This is a genomic window from Streptoalloteichus tenebrarius (assembly GCF_024171885.1).
In the GTDB taxonomy this organism is placed as follows: domain Bacteria; phylum Actinomycetota; class Actinomycetes; order Mycobacteriales; family Pseudonocardiaceae; genus Streptoalloteichus; species Streptoalloteichus tenebrarius.
Genome location: NZ_JAMTCP010000006.1, coordinates 1 through 20189, shown reverse-complemented (window position 1 = coordinate 20189; position 20189 = coordinate 1). Strand labels below are relative to the sequence as shown.

General features: G+C 74.4%; 17 protein-coding genes and 1 pseudogene. 14 read left to right on the top strand and 4 right to left on the bottom strand.

Going from position 1 to position 20189, the window contains the following annotated elements; genetic code table 11:
- Positions 1–213: 213 nt before the first annotated feature.
- Positions 214–804: a MarR family winged helix-turn-helix transcriptional regulator gene (locus LX15_RS08085; RefSeq protein WP_253668879.1), complete on the top strand. Its 591-nt coding sequence runs from the start codon at positions 214–216 to the stop codon at positions 802–804.
- Positions 804–2495: an MDR family MFS transporter gene (locus tag LX15_RS08080; protein ID WP_253668878.1), complete on the top strand. Its 1692-nt coding sequence runs from the start codon at positions 804–806 to the stop codon at positions 2493–2495. The genes LX15_RS08085 and LX15_RS08080 overlap by 1 nt, the downstream gene beginning before the upstream one ends.
- A 119-nt stretch (positions 2496–2614) precedes the next feature.
- On the opposite strand, the gene LX15_RS08075 is transcribed toward LX15_RS08080, so the two are convergent.
- A complete protein-coding gene (locus LX15_RS08075) occupies positions 2615–3106 on the bottom strand; it encodes an inorganic diphosphatase (RefSeq protein ID WP_253668877.1) in 492 nt (163 codons plus the stop codon).
- Between the two features lie 260 nt (positions 3107–3366).
- Between LX15_RS08075 and dacB the strand changes: the two genes are divergently transcribed.
- From dacB to LX15_RS08020, 11 genes are all read left to right on the top strand, one after another.
- Entirely contained in the window at positions 3367–5730 is a 2364-nt protein-coding gene (gene dacB / locus LX15_RS08070) for a D-alanyl-D-alanine carboxypeptidase/D-alanyl-D-alanine endopeptidase (protein WP_253668876.1), read from the top strand.
- 185 nt (positions 5731–5915) lie between these two features.
- A complete protein-coding gene (locus LX15_RS08065) occupies positions 5916–6989 on the top strand; it encodes an Rv3626c family coenzyme F420 biosynthesis-associated protein (protein WP_253668875.1) in 1074 nt (357 codons plus the stop codon).
- 3 nt (positions 6990–6992) lie between these two features.
- Positions 6993–8036, top strand: a complete 1044-nt coding sequence (gene tilS, locus LX15_RS08060; protein WP_253668874.1) for a tRNA lysidine(34) synthetase TilS — start codon at positions 6993–6995, stop codon at positions 8034–8036.
- Between the two features lie 126 nt (positions 8037–8162).
- The gene (gene hpt / locus LX15_RS08055) at positions 8163–8714 is read left to right on the top strand and encodes a hypoxanthine phosphoribosyltransferase (RefSeq protein ID WP_253668873.1); all 552 of its coding nucleotides are present in this window, start codon (positions 8163–8165) and stop codon (positions 8712–8714) included.
- Positions 8715–9096: 382 nt separating this feature from the next.
- Positions 9097–11520: an ATP-dependent zinc metalloprotease FtsH gene (gene ftsH / locus LX15_RS08050; protein ID WP_253668872.1), complete on the top strand. Its 2424-nt coding sequence runs from the start codon at positions 9097–9099 to the stop codon at positions 11518–11520.
- 28 nt (positions 11521–11548) lie between these two features.
- Positions 11549–12178 (top strand): GTP cyclohydrolase I FolE, encoded by a 630-nt coding sequence (folE, locus tag LX15_RS08045; protein ID WP_372502482.1) that lies wholly within the window; start codon positions 11549–11551, stop codon positions 12176–12178.
- Between the two features lie 2 nt (positions 12179–12180).
- Entirely contained in the window at positions 12181–13026 is an 846-nt protein-coding gene (gene folP, locus LX15_RS08040) for a dihydropteroate synthase (RefSeq protein ID WP_253669052.1), read from the top strand.
- Positions 13027–13191: 165 nt separating this feature from the next.
- A complete protein-coding gene (folB, locus tag LX15_RS08035) occupies positions 13192–13581 on the top strand; it encodes a dihydroneopterin aldolase (RefSeq protein WP_253668871.1) in 390 nt (129 codons plus the stop codon).
- Positions 13578–14081 (top strand): 2-amino-4-hydroxy-6-hydroxymethyldihydropteridine diphosphokinase, encoded by a 504-nt coding sequence (gene folK / locus LX15_RS08030; protein ID WP_253668870.1) that lies wholly within the window; start codon positions 13578–13580, stop codon positions 14079–14081. The genes folB and folK overlap by 4 nt, the downstream gene beginning before the upstream one ends.
- Positions 14082–14148: 67 nt before the next feature.
- Positions 14149–14619 (top strand): DUF3180 domain-containing protein, encoded by a 471-nt coding sequence (locus LX15_RS08025; RefSeq protein WP_253668869.1) that lies wholly within the window; start codon positions 14149–14151, stop codon positions 14617–14619.
- Between the two features lie 36 nt (positions 14620–14655).
- Complete coding sequence (locus LX15_RS08020) at positions 14656–16218, top strand: DUF6779 domain-containing protein (protein WP_253668868.1); 1563 nt, start codon at positions 14656–14658, stop codon at positions 16216–16218.
- Positions 16219–16359: 141 nt separating this feature from the next.
- Here the strand turns inward: LX15_RS08020 and LX15_RS08015 are convergent, their stop codons facing one another.
- Positions 16360–17514, bottom strand: a complete 1155-nt coding sequence (locus tag LX15_RS08015; protein ID WP_253668867.1) for an NADH-quinone oxidoreductase subunit D — start codon at positions 17512–17514, stop codon at positions 16360–16362.
- Between the two features lie 62 nt (positions 17515–17576).
- The gene (locus tag LX15_RS08010; RefSeq protein WP_253668866.1) at positions 17577–18599 is read right to left on the bottom strand and encodes an SAM-dependent methyltransferase; all 1023 of its coding nucleotides are present in this window, start codon (positions 18597–18599) and stop codon (positions 17577–17579) included.
- A 121-nt stretch (positions 18600–18720) separates the two neighbouring features.
- Here LX15_RS08010 and LX15_RS08005 point away from each other — a divergent pair, with 121 nt between their 5' ends.
- A complete protein-coding gene (locus LX15_RS08005; RefSeq protein ID WP_253669051.1) occupies positions 18721–19905 on the top strand; it encodes a PrsW family intramembrane metalloprotease in 1185 nt (394 codons plus the stop codon).
- On the opposite strand, the pseudogene LX15_RS08000 reads toward LX15_RS08005, so the two are convergent.
- Positions 19902–20189, bottom strand: a pseudogene (locus LX15_RS08000) (integrase core domain-containing protein); the annotation flags it as partial. The gene LX15_RS08005 and the pseudogene LX15_RS08000 sit on opposite strands and share 4 nt — an antisense overlap.

The window sequence follows — 20189 nt, the reverse complement described above, 5'->3', positions numbered from 1 at the left end:
CCTCCACCCGATCGAGGGCCTCCCTGAGCGGGGGAAAACCAGTTGGACCTACCCCCGACCGGCGCAACAATGGTCACGTCGCGTGATCACTGCTGCGCTCCGTTAGTTCGATCGGGGACATAGCTCACAAAGAAAGAACTTGCGGAACTCAAGTAACCAACAGCATGCTTGTATCGACCAAGTACTTGGATGATGCAAGCAACGAGGTGTGTCGTGGGCCACGCGGTACCGACGGAGACGGGGGACCCGTCGGGCCCCGGGACGGTGGACGCCGGGCGGGCGGACACCCCGGGGACGAGCGAGCTGACCGAGGCGGAACTCCTGCTGGGGGATGACATCGGGCGGCAGCTCATCCGGCTCATGCGGGTGATGGGCAACGCCCACGCCCAGGTGACGAAGGCGCATCCCGAGGGTCTGGAGAAGGCGGCGTTCATCCTGCTGTGCGCCGTCGTGGAGCACGGGCCGCTCCGCTCCGGCGCGCTCGCGGAGAAGGTGCACGCCGACCCGTCGACGATCAGCCGCCAGGTCGGCCAGCTCGTCAGGGCCGGGCTGGTCGAGCGGCGCGCCGACCCGGCCGACGGCCGGGCCAGCGTGCTGGTCGCCACGGAGGCGGGCCTGCGCCTGCTGGAGCGCAACCGACGGCTGCGCAACCGGCACATCGCGCTGATCGTCTCGGACTGGCCGGAGCCCGACCGGCGGCGGTTCGCCGAGCTGCTCGGCCGATTCGCCACCTCCTACGAGAACTACCTACCGACTTTGATCGCCGAGCTGGTGGCGGACGCCCGCTCGGGAGGGGAGAACTGATGTCGGACACCGACGCGCGCGCCGTACCGGCGCCCGCGGGGGGCTCCGGTGCGTTGTCGCACCGGCAGATCGTGACGATCCTGTCCGGGCTGATGCTCGGCATGCTGCTCGCCGCGCTCGACCAGACCATCGTCAGCGCGGCCATGCGCACCATCGCCGACCAGCTCCACGGGCAGAGCGCCCAGGCGTGGGCCACCACCGCCTACCTGATCACGTCCACGATCTCGACGCCGCTGTACGGCAAGCTGTCCGACATCTACGGTCGCCGGCCGTTCTACCTCGCGTCGATCTCGATCTTCCTCGTCGGCTCCGCGCTGTGCGGCGTGGCGAACTCCATGTACGAGCTGGCCGCGTTCCGCGCGGTGCAGGGCCTGGGCGCCGGTGGCCTCTTCTCGCTGGCCATCGCGATCATGGGTGACATCATCCCGCCGCGCGAGCGGGGGCGGTACCAGGGCTACTTCATGGCCGTCTTCGGGTCGGCCTCGGTGCTCGGCCCGGTCGTCGGCGGCTTCTTCGCCGGCCTGGACACCTTCCTCGGCTTCGCCGGCTGGCGCTGGGTGTTCCTGATCAACCTGCCGATCGGCGTGGTCGCGCTGATCGTGGTGACCAAGGTGCTGAAGCTGCCGCACAACCGGGTGAACCACCGCGTGGACTACCTGGGCGCGCTGGCCCTCACCGTGGGCCTGGTGCCGCTGCTGATCGTGGCCGAGCAGGGCCGCGAGTGGGGCTGGACCTCCGGCAACTCGATCGCGATGTACGTGGTCGGCGTGGTGGGCCTGGCGCTGTTCGTGCTGGCCGAGCGGCGGATGGGCGACGAGGCGGTGCTGCCGCTGCGGCTGTTCCGCAGCCCGGTGTTCAGCCTCGGCAACATCCTCAACTTCATCGTCGGCATGGGCATGTTCGGCGGCCTGCTGTCGCTGCCGCTGTACCTCCAGATCGTCAAGGGCACCAGCCCGACCGAGTCCGGCCTGCTCATGGTGCCGCTGACGCTGGGCATCATGCTGGCCACCGGCATCAGCGGCACCATGATCTCCCGCACCGGGCGCTACAAGGTGTTCCCGATCATCGGCGCCGGCGCCATGACGGTCTCGCTGCTGCTGTTCTCCCGGATCGGCGTCGACACGCCGCTGTGGGAGCCGTGCCTGACCATGGTCCTGATGGGCGCCGGCCTCGGCCTGTGCATGCAGACCCTGGTCATGGCGGTGCAGAACGACGTCGCGCCGAAGGACATGGGCGTGGCCACCGCGTCCGCCACGTTCTTCCGGCAGACCGGCGGCACCGTCGGCGCCGCGGTGTTCATGTCGATCCTGTTCGGCGTGGTCGGCGACCGCATCGCGGACGCCTTCCGCGAGGCCGCCCAGAGCGCGTCGTTCAAGGCCGCGCTGGCCGACCCGGCCGTGCTGGGCAACCCGGCCAACCAGCCGGTGCTCCAGATGCTGAAGGGGCAGCAGACCGGCGGCGGCCCGTCCCTGGACGACACGTCGTTCCTGGCCAACCTCGACCCGCGACTGGCCAGGCCGTTCCTGGAGGGCTTCTCCAGCTCGATGGACACGGTGTTCCTGGCCGGCGCCATCGTGACGGCGGTGGCCTTCGTGCTCAACTTCTTCCTGAAGGAGGTCCCGCTGCCCAGCAAGTCCAACCTGGAGCGGGTGTCCGAGGAGCGCGACGCCATGCCGACCATCGGCCACTGATCGGCGGCAGACGTACCGAAGAACGGGTCCGCCCCGTCACCGGTCGGTGACGGGGCGGACCCGTTCGTTTCGCGGCGCACGCGTCCCGCCCGGCGCGACGCCGGGCGGGACGGGCGGGCTCAGTGGCCGCCGTGCTCCTTGAGCCGCTCGAACGAGCGCCGGATCTCGGCCTCGGCCTCGCTGCGGCCGACCCAGGTGGCGCCCTCCACGCTCTTACCCGGCTCCAGGTCCTTGTAGACCTCGAAGAAGTGCTGGATCTCCAGCTTGTGGAACTCGGGCAGGTGGTGGATGTCGCGCAGGTGCTCGGTGCGCGGGTCCTCGGCGGGGACGCACAGCACCTTGTCGTCGCCGCCCTTCTCGTCCGTCATCCGGAACATGCCGATGGCGCGGCAGCGGATGAGGCAGCCGGGGAAGGTCGGCTCCTGGACCAGCACGAGCGCGTCCAGCGGGTCGCCGTCCTCGCCGAGGGTGTCCTCCACGAAGCCGTAGTCGGCCGGGTACTGCGTCGCCGTGAACAGGGTCCGGTCGAGACGGATCCGGCCGGTCTCGTGGTCCATCTCGTACTTGTTCCGCTCCCCCTTGGGGATCTCGATCGTGACGTCGAACTCCACCGGATTTCCTCGCTTCAGGTCCTCGACGCGCGGCGACACCCGCCCGCCACGTTGTCACTAGTGTGGACTAAGCGTCCGGATCCGCCCGCACCCGCGCGGCAACCCCCCGTCCGGACCGTGCCGTACGTCACGTCGTCGTCGGCTGGCCCGAACGCCGGCGGCCCCCGGGCGTCAACAGGAACGGGGAGGCTCCCCCGGCGGACTCCCGGTGCGGCGGGCCGGGCCGGAGGGGGACGACGAAGCCGAGCGAGGAGGACCGCGTGCCCGGACCCGAGCAGCCGCGCGAGCAGGACGCCCCGAACGGCGGGTGGCCGCCGGCCGGCGGTGGCGCGCAGGAGGGTGCGGGCCCGACCGGCGCCGACCAGGAGACCGTGCGGGTCCCGGTCGACGGGTCCGCTCCGACCCAGCGGGTGGAGTGGCCGCCCGCTCCTCCGACCCCGGCGGCCGGATCGGAGCCGGCCGCGCGGGACCGTCCCGCCGAGGCCCCCGACCCCGCCCCGGACAAGACCGAACGGGTCGACGTCGACACCGAGCTGGTCGACATCGAGCTGGTCGGCACCGGGAAGACCGACCAGGGGACCTCTGAGGCCGGGGAGACCGACACGGGGACCAACGACCCGGGGACCTCTGGCACCGGGAAGATCGACCCGGGGACGCCTGGCACCGGGACGTCCGACCCGGGGACCTCTGGCACCGGGACCGACGACGCGGGGACCTCTGGCACCGGGAAGACCGACCCGGGGACGCCTGACACCGGGAAGAGCGACCCGGGGACATCCGACACCGAGAAGACCCCCACGGGCACGACCGGCGCGGACGAGGCGAAGGCCGACACCGAGCTGACCGAGCGGCCGACCGACCAGCACACCGTGCGGTACCAGCAGCCGGTGCGGATCGACAACGCCACCGCCCGGCTCGACCCGGCCACGCTCCGGATGAAGAGGCCCGAGCCCTCGTGGCCGCCGCCCGAGCCGCCCAGGGCCATGCCGGTGCGGGTGCTCCCTGCGCAACCCGCCCCCTCCGGCGGCCAGACCCCCTCCGGCGGTCAGACGCTGCCTCAGTCGCCCGCTCCGGAGCGGCAAGGCCCCGTGCCGCCGGCTCCGCGACCCCGGCCAGGGGACACCGGGCCTCAGCCCCCCGTGCCGCCATCCGCCGGCGAGCAGCCCGCCCCGCCGGACCAGGGCGAGCCCGCGCCCGCCGGACGACCCCGCCGGCGTCGGCGGCTCGTGCTGGGCGCGGTGGCCCTCGTGGTGGTCGCCGGGCTCGCCGTCGGGGCCGCGGTCTGGGGCAAGCCGGTCGCGCGGCGGTTCGGGCTGCTCAGCGCCGACGCCAGCACGGCGGCCCCGCCCCCGCCCGTCGAGGCGAAGCAGGCCATCCGGGGCGTGGGCTCGGACGCGCCGGCGCCCACGAAGGCCGGCGTGGCCAGGGCCCTCCAGCAGCCGTTGGCCAACCCCGACCTCGCCAAGCTCGCCGGCGTCGTCCTCGACCCGGCCACCGGCGAGGTGCTGTGGGAGCAGTCGCCGACCGAGCAGATCGTGCCCGCCTCGACGAACAAGATCCTCACCGTCGCGGCGGCCCTGCTGGCGCTCGACCCGCAGGCGCGGTTCACGACCAGGGTCGTCGCTGGCCCTGACCCGGAGACGATCGTGCTGGTCGGCGGCGGCGACCCCACGATCGCCAGCGGCAAGGACTCGCTCTACCCCGGCGCCGCCCGGCTCACCGACCTCGCGGCACAGGTGAAGCCCCACCTCACCGGCCCGGTCAAGCGGGTGCTCGTCGACAACAGCCGCTACGCCGAGCCGTGGCCGGCCGGCGACACCTGGGACCCCAGGGACGTCGCGGGCGGCTCCATCACCCCGATCACGCCCGTCATGCTCGACGGCGGCAGGAGGATGCCGCTGAACAAGGACGCTCCCCGGTACCAGGACGCGGCCGGGCAGACCGCGACCGAGCTGGCCGAGGCGCTCGGCGCCACCGGCGCGTCGGTCGTGGCGGGCAGCGCGCCCTCCGGGGCCAAGGTCCTCGGCGAGGTGCGGTCGCCCACGGTGCAGCAGCTCGTCGAGACCGCGTTGATGATCTCGGACAACGTGCTCGCCGAGACGCTGGCCAAGGAGGTCGCCAAGGCCAGGGGCAAGGAGACGACCTTCGCCAACGCGACCGCCGCCGTGCGGGAGACGCTGACGGAGAACGGTTTCGACCTCACCGGCACGACGACCGTCGACGGCAGCGGCCTCGGCCTCGCCAACCGCCTGAACGCCAGGGTGCTCTCGGAGATCCTCGCCGTCGCGGCCGCCCCCGACGGCTCGCCCAAGGCCGACGCCCGCACCGCGAAACTGCGTCCGCTCCTGCGCGGGCTGCCGGTCGCCGGCGCGCCCGGCGGCACCCTCGGCGGCGGCCGCTACCGGGCCGGCGAGGCCGCGGCGCAGGGCAGGGGCTGGGTCAGGGCCAAGACCGGGACCCTCAGCGAGGGCAAGCAGGTGAACAGCCTGTCCGGCGTGGTGCTGGACAGGGACAACCGCCTGCTCGTCTTCGCCCTGGTGTCCAACGGCTCGCAGATGGAGCAGGGGCGGGCCGCGCTGGACGTGATCACCTCGGCGCTGCGCGGCTGCGGCTGCCAGGGCTGACGCCGCCCCGCCGCCGGCGCGTCGGGTCCGTCTGGCCCCCACCCTGGCCCCCACCGCCCGCGGACCTGACGGGGCGTGGTCGAGGACTCGTTCGGGGCATCCTCGACCGAGTGGCGATCCCGGGATGGTCGGGGAGTACGTCCGGTTCGTCGCGCTTCCGGGCGGCGCCGGGTAGCGTCGCCGGTGTGAACGCGGGGTCCACTGCCCGGGCGCTTCCCACGACCGACGGCCCGGCCTCGGTCGACTGGAACGTCGCCGCGCTGACCGCCAGCCGACTGGTCCGACCCGGCCCGGTCGTGCCGAGGGCCGAGGCCGAGGCCACGGTCGCCCGGCTCCGCGACCTGGCGGGGGAGGCCGAGGGCCACGTCAGGGAACTCACCGGGTTGGGTGACGGGCTGCCGTTGCTGCCGGCCGAGGTGGTGGACCGGCCGGGATGGGTGCGGGCCGCCGCCGACGGGCTGGCCGCCCTGACCGGCGACGCGCTGCCCGCGCCGGGCGGCCGGCTGCCCGCGCTGCTCTCCGGCACCGCCGGCGTGCAGGCCGGCGTGGTGCTGGCCTACCTCGGCAGCCGCGTGCTCGGCCAGTACGACCCGTTCGGGGGCCCCGACGGGGGCGGTCGGCTGCTGCTCGTCGCGCCCAACGTGGTCGCCGCCCAGCGCGCGCTGGACGTGCCGCCCGAGGACTTCCGCATGTGGGTCTGCCTGCACGAGGCCACCCACCGCCTCCAGTTCACCGCCGTGCCCTGGCTGCGCGACCACTTCGCCGCCGAGGTCGGCCACCTGCTGGAGCGCCTCGACGACACCGCCGTGGGCGCGCTGTCCCGCCTCCCGGAGGCCGTCAGGGAGCTGTTGCGCCGCGAGCGCGTCGGCGGCCCCACAGCGGCCCTGGTCGAGCTGCTCCAGGCCCCCGAGCAACGCGCCGTACTCGACCGGCTCATCGCGCTGTCGACGCTGCTCGAAGGGCACGCCGACCACGTCATGGACGCCGTCGGCCCCGCCGTCGTGCCCAGCGTCGCCACCATCCGCGCCCGGTTCACCGCCCGGCGGAGAGGCGGGGGGCTCGCCGACCGCGTGCTGCGCGCGCTGCTCGGCGTGGACGCCAAGGTCCGCCAGTACGCCCAGGGCGCGGAGTTCACCAGGCACGTCGTCGACGCCGTCGGGATGGACGGCTTCAACGCGGTGTGGACCAGCAGGGACACCCTGCCGACCAGGGCGGAGATCGCCGACCCCTCGGCGTGGGTGCGGCGGGTGCACGGGTAGGCCGTGGGACCCCACCCCGCCGTCGCCGCCACCAGGACGGCGGTGCGTCGACTCCTCGACACCGCGCCCGAGCACCTGCGCTCGGGCGCGGTCGCCGTGGCCTGCTCCGGCGGCGCGGACTCGCTCGCGCTCGCGGCCGCCGCCACGCACGTCGCCCGGCACCGCGACCTCTCCGTGCACGGGCTGGTCGTCGACCACGGCCTGCAACCCGGCTCGGCGGGGATCGCCGAGGAGGCCGCCTCGCGGCTGCGGGAGCTGGGCTGCGCGGAGGCGCGGGTGCTCACCGTGCGGGTGACGGGCCGGGGCGGGCCGGAGGCCGCCGCCCGACGCGCCCGCTACGCCGCGCTCGACGCGGCCCGCCCGCCCGGCGCGCTCGTGCTCCTGGGGCACACCAGGAACGACCAGGCCGAGACCGTGCTGCTGGGGCTCGGCCGGGGCTCCGGCCCCCGCTCCATCGCCGGGATGCGGCCGCTGGACCCGCCGTGGGCCCGCCCGTTCCTGGACGTGTCGAGGACCACGACCGCCGCCGCCTGCGCGGCGCTCGGGCTGCGCCCCTGGGACGACCCGCACAACGCCGACCCCCGGTTCACCCGGGTCCGCCTGCGCCGGGAGGTGCTGCCGCTGCTGGAGGAGGTCCTGCGCGGCGGCGTGGCCGAGGCGTTGGCCAGGACCGCGGCCCAGCTTCGGGAGGACGCGGAGGCGTTGGACCAGCTCGCGGCCGGGTTGTTGGCCGACGCGCTGGGCGCGGCCGGGGCCGGGGACGGGGCCGACACGACGGACGTGGGCTTGGACACGGGGTCGGAGACGGAGGGCGCGGGGGTGGACGCGCCGACCCTCGCCGCCGCCCCCGTCGCGCTGCGCCGCCGCGCCCTGCGTGCTTGGCTTCTGGGGAGGGGAGTGACGGGTCTCACTGACCAGCACCTCCGTCGGGTGGACGCCCTCCTGGGCGCGTGGCGGGGGCAGGGCGGGGTCGCGTTGCCGGGCGGCTTGGTGGTGCGGCGGGCGCATGGCAGGCTGCACCTCGACCGTCCGCAGCAGCGGGGCTGAGCCAGGCGGTGGCCGTGGGCCGGTCCCGGGCGCGAGGTGTCGGCGCCGAACCGGGTGCGGGTGCTCCGGGGGAGCGGGCGGCGGCGTAGACGCAGTCCTTCCGGCGAGGGAGAGGGGAAGCCGGCCGTGTACGAGGGCGACATCGCCTCCGTGCTGATCTCCGAGCAGCAGATCCGCGACAAGATCGACGAACTGGCCAAGCAGGTGGCGGCCGACTACCCGGCCGAGGGCCGGCCGTCGGACCTGCTGCTCGTGGGCGTGCTCAAGGGCGCCGTCATGTTCATGACCGACTTCGCCAGGGCCCTCCCGGTCCCCGCGCAGCTCGAATTCATGGCGGTCAGCTCCTACGGCTCGTCGACCTCGTCCTCGGGGGTCGTGCGCATCCTGAAGGACCTGGACCGGGACATCGCCGGTCGGGACGTGCTGATCGTCGAGGACATCATCGACTCCGGCCTGACGCTGTCGTGGTTGTTGAAGAACCTCGCCTCGCGTCGACCCGCCTCCCTGGAGGTGTGCACGCTCCTGCGCAAGCCGGACGCGGTCAAGGTCGACGTGCCGGTGCGGTACGTGGGCTTCGACATCCCGAACGAGTTCGTGGTCGGCTACGGGCTGGACTACGGCGAGCGGTACCGCGACCTGCCGTACATCGGCACGCTGGACCCCAGGGTCTACTCGTGAGGGCGCGGCGGGGCGCCCGGACCGGCGCCCCGCCGTCCCCGGCCGTCTCCCGCGCCCGATCCGTGGAGGGACGTCCGAAAAGGGCGTGAGCTGCGTCACGCGCCCCGACGGCGTTCGGTGACCGAACGTCGGGGAACGGGCACGCACCGTCGACGTCGCCAGTTCCTCCGCTCACCGCGGGAACACCAGCCGCACCACGCCCGTTGCGCTGGGGGACGGACGGCCGGAAGAACCCGCCCATCGCCACTCGTCGGGAGAAGCCCCGCTGGGCCGGGCGGTACGCTGGTCAGATCGGAGGTCCCGTCCAGCCCGCGGGCGGTGGGACCCCGTCGCCCGACATGCAAGTCAGGGAGGGTCGAGGCCGCACCGCGGCCGCAGTTGGATGGACCGCAAGCGCCTGCTCCGCAACCCACTGCTCTGGATCCTGGCGGTGGTGCTGCTCTACATGTCCTTCAGTTACCTGCTCGACGACACACGCGCGTACAAGCAGGTCGGCACCTCGAAGGCCATCGAGCAGCTTGCGAACAACAACGTCCAGGAAGCCACGCTCGAGGACAAGGAGCAGCGGCTCAGGCTCACCCTGAAGTCGCCTGTCGACGGCAGCGACCGGCTGATCACGCAGTACCCGGCCGGCGCCGTCGACCAGGTCGTCCAGTCCCTGACCAACGCCAAGAACATGGACAAGGGCTGGAACACCAAGGTGACGCAGGAGTCCCTGCTGTTCCAGATCCTGATCTACATCATCCCGCTCGGCCTGCTGTTGCTGCTGCTGATGTGGATGATGAACAACGTCCAGGGCGGCGGGAACCGCGTCCTGAACTTCGGCAAGTCCCGGGCCAAGCAGCTCTCCAAGGACATGCCGAAGACCACCTTCGCCGACGTCGCCGGGGCCGACGAGGCCGTGGAGGAGCTCCAGGAGATCAAGGACTTCCTCCAGAACCCCGGCCGGTACCAGGCGCTCGGCGCCAAGATCCCCAAGGGCGTCCTGCTCTACGGCCCTCCGGGCACCGGCAAGACGCTGCTGGCCCGCGCCGTGGCCGGCGAGGCCGGGGTGCCGTTCTACTCGATCTCCGGCTCCGACTTCGTCGAGATGTTCGTCGGCGTCGGCGCCTCCCGGGTCCGGGACCTGTTCGAGCAGGCCAAGCAGAACGCGCCCTGCATCATCTTCGTCGACGAGATCGACGCCGTCGGCCGGCACCGCGGCGCCGGCCTCGGCGGCGGCCACGACGAGCGCGAGCAGACGCTGAACCAGCTCCTCGTCGAGATGGACGGCTTCGACTCGCGCGGCGGCATCATCCTCATCGCCGCCACGAACCGGCCGGACATCCTGGACCCGGCGCTGCTGCGCCCCGGCCGCTTCGACCGGCAGATCCCGGTGTCCTCGCCCGACCTGCGCGGCCGCCAGGCCATCCTGCGCGTGCACGCCAAGGGCAAGCCGTTGGCCCAGGACGTGGACCTCGACGGGCTGGCCAAGCGCACCGTGGGCATGTCGGGCGCCGACCTGGCCAACGTGATCAACGAGGCCGCGCTGCTCACCGCGCGCCAGCACGGCACGATCATCACCGGCCCCGCGCTGGAGGAGGCGGTCGACCGGGTGATCGGCGGCCCCGCGCGCAAGAGCCGGGTGATCTCCGAGCACGAGAAGAAGATCACCGCCTACCACGAGGCCGGCCACACCCTGGCCGCGTGGGCCATGCCGGACCTGGAGCCGGTGTACAAGGTCACGATCCTGCCGCGCGGCCGCACCGGCGGCCACGCCCTGGTCGTCCCCGAGGACGACAAGCAGGTCATGACCCGCTCCGAGATGATCGGCCGGCTGGTGTTCGCGCTCGGCGGCCGGGCCGCCGAGGAGCTGGTCTTCCACGAGCCGACCACCGGCGCGTCCTCCGACATCGAGCAGGCGACCAAGATCGCCCGCGCGATGGTGATGGAGTACGGCATGAGCGCCAGGCTGGGCGCGGTGAAGTACGGCGAGCAGGAGGGCGAGCCCTTCCTCGGCCGGGCGATGGCCCACGCGCCGAACTACTCCCTCGAGGTCGCGCACGAGATCGACGAGGAGGTGCGCAAGCTCATCGAGGCCGCGCACACCGAGGCGTGGGAGATCCTCAACACCTACCGGGCGCAGCTCGACGCGCTGACCCTGGAGCTGATCGAGAAGGAGACCCTCCAGCGCAAGGACCTGGAGCGGATCTTCGCCGACGTCAGCAAGCGCCCGAGGATCACGCTGTTCAACGACTTCGGCGGGCGCACGCCGTCCGACCAGCCGCCGATCAAGACCCCGGCGGAGCTGGCCAGGGAGCGCGGCGAGCCGTGGCCGCCGGTGGAGGAGAAGGAGCCGACCCCGGTCGGCACCGCCCCCGGCGGGAACGAGCTGCCGTCGCCGCAGCCGACGTCCCCCGGCCAGAACGGGGTCGGCGCGTTCCCGCCGCCGCCCCAGCAGCAGCCACACGGCGCGCCGGCTCCGGTCGCCCCGCCGCAGGGCGGCCAGGGCGCTCCCACGCCGTACCCGCCGACCGCCCAGATGCCGACGCCGCCGGTCGCCCCGCAGGGCGTCCAGCAGCCCAACCCGCAGGGCCCGCCGTACTACGGCGCGCCCCCCGGGTGGACGCCGGCCACCACGCCCACCGGCAGGGACTGGCCGCCGGCCTCGTGGGGCTCCGGCGAGTGGCAGCCGGGCGCCCAGCAGCCGGGCCAGGCCCAGGGCCAGGCTCCCGGTCAGGGCCAGCCCGACCAGAGCCGGCCGCAGGCTCGGCCGGAGGGCGACCAGACCCGTCGGATCGACAACGATTCGTGGGACGGCCGCTGACCTGCGGTCTCTACCTGCGGAGGACCCTGTGACCAGCACGGTCGACGACGTCACCAACGCCGCCGGCGGGGCACTGCCCCGCCGGCGGGCGTTCGACCAGGCCCGCGCCGAGGCCGCGGTGCGCGAGCTGCTGCTCGCCTGCGGCGAGAACCCGGACCGGGAGGGCCTGCGGGACACCCCGGCGCGGGTCGCCAGGGCCTACCGCGAGCTGTTCGCGGGCCTGCACACCGACCCGGACGCGGTGTTGAACCGGACCTTCGACGAGAGCCACGAGGAGCTCGTCCTGGTCACCGACATCCCGATGTACAGCACCTGCGAGCACCACCTGCTGCCGTTCCACGGGGTCGCCCACGTCGGCTACATCCCGAACGAGCGCGGCAGGGTGACCGGGCTGTCCAAGCTCGCCCGCCTGGTGGACCTCTACGCGAAGCGGCCGCAGGTGCAGGAGCGGCTCACCTCGCAGATCGCCGACGCCCTGGTGCGCAAGCTCGACCCGAGGGGCGTCATCGTCGTGGTCGAGGCCGAGCACCTGTGCATGGGCATGCGGGGCATCCGCAAGGCCGGTTCGAAGACGACGACGTCGGCCGTCCGCGGCCTGCTGCGCTCGTCGGCCTCCTCCAGGGCCGAGGCCCTGGCGTTGATCAACCAGCGGCGGTGAGCGTGCACCCCCTGTTGCCCCAGCCGGGCCGGTGCGCCGTCGTGGGCGTGCTCAACGTGACCCCCGACTCGTTCTCCGACGGCGGGCGCTACCTCGACCGGGACGACGCCGTGCGGCACGGCGTCGCGATGTTCCGGCGGGGCGCCGACCTGGTCGACGTGGGCGGGGAGTCCACGCGGCCGGGCGCGGACCGGGTGGCGCCCGCGGTGGAGGCGGCCAGGGTGGTGCCGGTGATCCGCGAGCTGGTCGCCGAGGGCGTGCCGGTCAGCGTGGACACCATGCGGGCCGAGGTGGCCGAGGCGGCGCTGGAGGCCGGCGCGACGGTCGTCAACGACGTGTCGGGTGGCCTGGCCGACGAGCGGATGGCGCCCCTGGTCGCCGAGGCGGGCGTGCCGTGGGTCCTCATGCACTGGCGCGGGCACAGCCGGCGGATGAACGACCTGGCCCGGTACACCGACGTGGTCGTCGAGGTGCGGGACGAGCTGCGGGCGCGGGTGGACGCCGCGCTGGCCGCCGGGGTGGACCCGGCGGCGCTGGTGCTGGACCCCGGGCTCGGCTTCGCCAAGAACGCCGCGCACAACTGGGCGTTGCTGAACAGGTTGGACGCGCTGCTCGCGCTGGGGCTGCCGGTGTTGGTCGGCGCGTCGCGCAAGCGGTTCCTCGGGGCGTTGCTCGCCGACGCCGACGGGCGGCCGCGGCCGCCGGACGGGCGGGAGCTCGCGACCGCGGTGGTCTCGGCGTTGTCGGCGGCGGCGGGCGCGTGGGGCGTGCGGGTGCACGACGTGGACGCCTCGCTGGACGCGGTCGCCGTGGCGCACGCGTGGGGCGGCCGGCTGGTCGCGTCGTGAGCGGGTCGTGGTGGGCCGCCCGGCCAGGGCGGGCCCCGACGGACCGCAATAGTTGATCATGGTTCCCCGCCGCCGGTCTTGCGCGAACGAGTGTCACTCGAACAGCGAGGTGACGGCTCGACCCGGCGGGTGGCGCCCGGGGACCCTCGGCAGGGAGGCGATGGCATGACCGACCGGATCACGCTGACCGGGCTGCGCGTGCGGGGACACCACGGGGTGTTCGAGCACGAGCGGCGGGACGGCCAGGACTTCCTGGTCGACATCGTGGTCTGGATCGACCTCGACCGGGCCGCCGCCACCGACGACCTGGCGCACACGCTGCACTACGGCGAGCTGGCCGAACGCGCCGCGGCCATCGTCGGCGGCGAGCCGTGCGACCTGATCGAGACCGTCGCCGGCCGGATCGCCGACGAGGTGATGGCGGACGAGCGGGCGCACGCCGTCGAGGTCACCATCCACAAGCCCTCCGCGCCGATCCCGCTGGACTTCGCCGACGTGGCGGTCACCATCCGCCGCTCGCGCAAGGGCGGTCGAGGCAGGGTGGTGCCGGCGTGACCCGGGCGGTGCTGTCCGTCGGCTCCAACCTGGGTGACCGCGTGGGCCACCTGCGGTTGGCGCTGGAGACGCTGGGGCCCGCGGTGCGGGCCGTCTCCCCGGTCTACGAGACGGCCCCGTGGGGCCCGGTGCCCCAGGACGACTACCTGAACGCGGTCGTCGTCGTGGACGACCCCGAGGTGACCGCGCGGGGCTGGCTGGAGCGGGCGTGGGCCTGCGAGCGCGCGGCCGGCCGCACCCGCGACGTGCGGTGGGGTCCCCGCACACTGGACGTGGACGTCGTGCACGTCGAGGGTGTCGTCTCCGACGAGCCCGAGCTGGTGCTGCCGCACCCGAGAGCACACGAACGGGCGTTCGTGCTGCGGCCGTGGCTGGACGTGGAGCCGACGGCGGAGCTGCCGGGCCACGGCCCGGTGGCCGCGCTGCTGGCCGCGCTGCCCGAGGACGAGCGGGCGGGCGTGCGTCGCAGGGACGACCTCGCGCTGGGGGTCGGACACTGAGCGTGGACCGGGAGGGACCGGGCCTCCGGGGACGACGGGCACGACGGACGACGGGGAGGGAGCTGCCGTGAGGTTCACCAGAGCGCGTGATCTTGTCTGGGTGGCCCTGGTCGCCGGCGTGGTGACGCACCTGGTGGTGCGGCTGGCCTACGGCTCGCTGCCCGCGCTCCCCACGTTCGCGGGCGTCACGCTGTTCCTGCTGGCAGTCGTGGAGGTCGTGCTGGGTTTCGCGCTCCGGGCGCGGATCCACCGCCGGCCGGGTACCCGTCCCGTGCAGCCGTTGACCGCCGCCCGGTCGGTGGCGCTGGCCAAGGCCTCGTCGCTCCTGGGCGCCCTCATGGTGGGTGTGTGGGCCGGCGTGCTGGGCTATGTTCTGCCGCGCCGGGGAGACCTGGCGTCCGCCGCGCGGGACAGCACGACGGCGATCATCGGTGTGGTCTGCGCGTTGCTGTTGCTGGGTGCGGCGTTGTGGTTGGAGTACTGCTGCAAGACGCCCGAAGGGCCGGAGGACCGTGATGCGCCGAACGGACGCGAGTAGGTCTCGGACTGATAACCCCCGGGTACCGTAATGAGCATGAGCGGCTCCGGCGGTGCGACCCGTGAGCGCACGAGCGGCCGTGGTTCCCCCTGGGTCTGGCTGGTGATGCTGGTCCTCGCCGCGGGCGCCACGGCGGTCCTCGTCCTCAGCAACGACGCCCGGTGGCTGCGGCTGGGCATGGTCGCGGCGCTGTGGGCGGCGCTGGTCGGCGCGTTCGTCGCGGCCAGGTACCGCCGCGAGGTGATGGAGCGCGACGACGACGCGGCCGAACTGCGCACGGTCTACGAGCTCGAACTGGAGCGCGAGGTGGCCGCCCGGCGGGAGTACGAGCTGGAGGTCGAGGCCGAGACCCGGCGCCGACTCGAGGAGGAGGCCAGGGAGGACCTGACGGCGTTGCGCTCCGAGCTGCGCACGCTGCGGGAGAACCTGGAGGCGCTGCTGGGCGGCGAGGTCCTGGTCGAGCGGGTCGCGTTGCGGGCGGAGTCCACGCGCATGCGGTCGTTGTCGGACCAGGCGCGGTTGCTCGCCGTGGGCGAGGACCGGATCGTCGAGGGCGGCGGGGACCGGCGCGGGCTGCCGGCGGGCAACGCGGTCGACACCGTGGACCCCGAGGAGGTCACCCAGCTCCTCGGCCCGATCAGGGCGGACTCGCCCGGCCGCAAGGAGCAGCGCCCGGTGCGACCGGAGGTCAAGCGGGTCGAGCCCAAGCGCCCCGACCTCAAGCAGCCCGTGCCCAAACAGCCGGTCGGCAAGCAGCCGGGGCCCAAGCGACCCGAGCCGGAGCGGCTGGACCGCCAGCGGCAGCCGGTGCGCCGGGAGCCGGTGCGGCCCGGCCCGACCGTGCGCAGGGAGCCGGCGCAGCCGCCGAAGGGCCAGCAGGTCAAGCCGCACCCGCCGAAGGCGCAGCCGGTCAAGCCGCAGCCGGCCAGGGCGCAGACCGTGAAGCCGCAGGCGCCCAAGCCCAAGCCGGCGGTCAAGGCGCCGCCGGAGCCGAGGACGCAGATGCTCAAGGCCGAGGCGGCGCGCACCGAGGTCATCCGGCACGAGCCGATGCCCACGCCGAGCCGGCCGGAGCAGCGCCGCGACCCGGTGCGGCCGACGGTGGAGCCGCCCCGCCGCCCTGGGGAGCCGCAGGCGCCCGAGGTGGTCGGGCCGCCGCTGGACCAGGAGGCCCCCGCCGCGCGGCGGCTCCGCGAGCCGGCGCCGGCCGAGCCGCGCACCGAGCTGGTGGGGCCCGACCTGGTGGGCGTGCCCCCCGCTGCCAGGGCCGAGGCGCCGCGCGTCGCGGGTCCCGCCGAGCCGGTGTCGTCGGTCGCCGACGAGCGGACGCGGATGGTCGCCGCGCCGGGGGTTGGTGGCGGGCGTCGGCACCGCGACGACGAGTCCGACGCCGCCGGGCCGACGTGGGGCGTGGTCGGCGGGTGGTCGCCGGAGGAGTCCGACCGCGCCGAGCCGGCGGCGAGCGCGCACGGCGCGCGGGCCGAGGAGTCCGAGCCCGCCGGGGCGCACGCCTCCGGCCGGTCGGTGACCGAGCTGCTCGCCGCGCACGGCGGGGCGGCCGAGACACCGCGACGCCGGCGACGTCGCGGGGACGACTGAGCCGGTCGCGGGGACGACTGAGCCGGTCGCGAGGACGACTGGACCGTCCGAGAACCGTCATCACGGTGGGACGCCCCCACGGCGGCCCGTTGTCGGCCACCGTGGGGGCGTCCTCCTGTCTCGGGGGAGTCCTGCCGGCCGCTACTTGTCGATGTCGCCGACGACGAGGGCGAACGACCCGAGCACGGCCGGCAGGTCGGCCACCGGCGTCCCGGGCAGCAGGCGGGCCAGCGCCTGCACGTTGTTGAACGACGGGGTGCGCAGCTTCAGCCGCCACGGGGTCTTCTCGCCGCGCGAGGACAGGTGCACGCCGGAGATCCCCAGCGGGGCCTCCACCCACGTGTAGACCGAGCCCTCCGGCGCCTTGACCGCCTTGGGCAGTCGCACGTTGACCGGCCCGGAGGGCAGCCGGTCCAGGCATTCCCGCGCCAGCCGGACGGACTGCCCGACCTCCCCGAGCAGGCAGCGGACCCTGGCCAGGGCGTCGCCGGCCGTGTCGAGCACGGGGCGCACCGACAGCTCCCCGTAGGCGAGGCCGGGGTCGTCCCGGCGCAGGTCGAGGTCGACGCCGCTCGCGCGCGCGGCCGGCCCGGTCACGCCGAGGTCGAGCGCGTCCTCCCCGCGCAGCACGCCCACTCCCGCGTGGCGCTCCACGAACGCGTCATCGTCCACAGTGGACGCAACAATCGCGGGCAGTGCTTCCTCCACAGTGGACAGAGCATGGCGGGTGGCGTCCGCCCAGCCGGCCGGCACGTCCTCCCGCAGGCCGCCGATCCGGCTGGCCATGAAGTGGATGCGGCCGCCGGAGGCCGCCTCCAGCACGCCCTGCACCGCCTCGCGGCCGCGCTGGGCGGCGACCGTGCCGGCGGTGGGCTCGCCCACGAGCGCGCGCGTGAGCGGCGCCAGGAACACCAGGTGCGCCATCAGCCGGTTCAGCTCGCAGAGCAGGGTGCGCAGCCACACCGCGCGGGGCGGGACGTCCATCCCGGTCATCCGCTCCACGGCGGTGGCGACGGCCACCTCGTTGCAGAACGCGGCCAGCCAGTCGTGGCGGTTGGCCAGGGTGAGGACCTGGCGGTAGTCCCTGACCTCGAACAGCTTCTCCGCGCCCCGGTGCAGGTGGCCGACCAGGGGTTCGGCGCGGGCCACCACCGGGCGCTCGTCCGGGCCCTCCAGGGTGAGCCGCAGCCGGTAGGCCCCGTGCGCCGAGGGGTGCAACGGGCCGAGGTCGATCACCCGATCCACCCCGAGGTGGGCGGCTCCCGCGCCGACGCCGACTGTCTCCTGCCTGGTCACGGTGGTCATGCTCGCACGAGGGCCGACCGGGTCGCTCCGGCCCCGGTCGCCGCCCGACCCCGCTACGGGCGCCAGGGCGGCAGGCCGGGCAGCAACTCCTCGGCGCGCGCCCCCGCCGTCGTCTGGAGCAACCAGCCGAACCGCCCCAGCCCGGTGGGGTCGCGCAGCTCGGCGACGCGGCCGGCCCTGGCGGTCGCGGCGAGCCACCCGGCGGGATCGGTGGCGGCCAGCGCGGGCGGCGGGGCCGTGCCGGTCAGGCCCAGGGCGGCGAGCGCCTCCCGTTGGCCGACCAGCACCCCGCTCGACGCGCCGGCCCGCGTCCCGGCGTCGAGGCAGGCGTCCAACGCCACGTGCGCCGTGATGTCGCGGCTCCCGTCGGGGACGGGCCGGACCGACCGGCCGCCCCGGAAGGCCGCGAGGGTCCCCGACCGGTGCCGGCCGCCCACGCGGTCGGCGCGCCGGTGGCCGTAGTCGACGGCGAGGGCGGCGCCCGCCCGGACCCGCCGCACCGCGTCGGCCCACGCCGCGTCGCGCTCGACCCCGGCCTCGGCGCGTTGCCCCTCCGTCCACAGTGGCCACCAGCGGTCCAGCCACGCCCGGTGGGCGTCGGACACCGGATCACCGACGCCCTCCCGCCCCTCGGAGTCCACGGTCACGTGACATATCTGTCCACAGTGGAGGGTGACGACGGGGCAGGGCACCGCGTCCAGCCACTCGTGCCCGAGCACCAGACCTGTCACCTCTTCAGGTGGTTCCCGACGCCAGTCCACGGCCGCCGGGCCCTCGTCCGGCGGCCGGACCTCCACCGCGACCACCCGCAACCGCCGGCGCAGCGCGACCGGCGCGAGGTCCGCCACGGCGGCCGCCAGCTCCCCACCCCCCGCGCCCACGTCCACGAAGTCCAGCCGCTCCGGCCGGCCCAGACCGGCGTCGACCCGGTCGAGCAGGGCCAGCACGGCCTCGGCGAACTCCGGCCCGACCAGCGGCGCGGTGCGGAAGTGCGCCGAGGGGCGCTCCCCTCGGCGGAAGAACCCCTCCGGCCCGTAGAGCGCGTCCTGCCATGCCCGCTGCCAGTCCCGTGCCACCGCACGACCGTACGGAACCGAGGAGGCCGCGGCGGCGCGCGTCGCCGTCCCCGAGCGCGTTCCCCCGGTGTGGTGGACGAAGCCGCGGCACACCCGCCGCCACGTAGGGTGCTTGTTCGTGATCACCGCAGCGCCGTCGAACCCGCCCGACCGGTTGGTCCGCCGTCCCCGCCGCCGGACAGTCGTGCTGCTCCCCGTCGTCGGGATGATCGCCCTCGGGGTGTGCGGGCTGGTGCTGCTCGGGGTGGCCACCGACCGGGTGGGCCTGGCCGCGGTGCTCGTCGGCGCCGCCGCCGCGGCGCTGCCCGTCGGCCCCGTGGTCGGCACGTTCCTGTGGATCGACCGGTGGGAGCCGGAACCGCCGAAGCTGATGCTCCTGGCGTTCCTGTGGGGCGCCTGCGTCGCGACCATCACGTCGTTGCTGCTCAACGACAGCGCCCAGGTGCTCGCCGACGCCGTGCTGGGCGCCGACGGCGGCGACACCGTCAAGGCCGTCGTCGCCGCGCCGTTCGTCGAGGAGGCCACGAAGGGCGTGTTCGTGGTCGCGTTGCTGTGGAAGTGGCGTCAGGAGTTCGACGGCCTGGTCGACGGGGTCGTCTACGCCGGCCTCACCGCGGCCGGGTTCGCCTTCACCGAGAACATCTTCTACTTCGGCCGCGCCTTCTCCGAGGGCGGCTTCGGCGGCATGAGCCAGGGCGTGGTCGCGGTGTTCGTGCTGCGCGGTGTGCTCGCGCCGTTCGCGCACCCGCTGTTCACGGTGATGACTGGCCTCGGGGTGGGGGTCGCGGCGGCGGCGCGGAGCCGCAGCGCGCGGTGGCTCGCGCCGCTGCTGGGCTACCTCCTGGCCGTCGTGCTGCACGCGCTGTGGAACGGCTCGGCGACCCTCGGCAGCGGCGCGGTGTTCATCAACTTCTACTTCCTCGTCATGGTGCCGATCTTCGGCGGGACGGCCGCGCTCGTCGTGTGGCAGCGCCGGCGCGAGCAGCGCATCCTGGCCGCCCAGCTCCCTGGTTTCGCCGAGCGGGGCTGGATCCCCAGCAGCGAGGTCGCGCTGCTCGGCAGCCTGCCCAGCCGTCGCGCCTGGCGACGGGCGGTGCGCCGACGCGGGGGCGACGTCGCGGCCAGGGCCGTCGCCGCCTACCAGTCCACGGCCACGGAACTCGCGTTCCTGCGGCACCGCGTCGACCGGGGCACCACCGGGACCGAGGCCGAGCGGCGGCAGGAGGAACTGCTCGCGGCCCTGCGCGAGGCCAGGGCGGTCGTGGTCGCGAGCACGACGGCGAGCCGGGGCCACGCCACCGCCTAGGTGTGCTGTCCCGAGAGGTGAGGAACGCGGCTGGCGGGTGAGAGACCCGAGTGCGCGGTGACCGCGGTGGTGATGGTCGGTGTGCGGCCATCGCGGCAGTGCCGCACGGCGTTCGGTTGCTGACCGGTAGGGACGGGCCTAGGCCCACCCGTTGATCAGAGCGCGGTTGAACCGTTCGACCTTGCCGTTGGTCTCCTGGCCGGCGCGGGCGGGTGCGGTGGTGGACGATCCCGTTCGTGGCCAGGCAGTCCCGCCACACGTGTGAGCGGTAGCAGGCGCCGTTG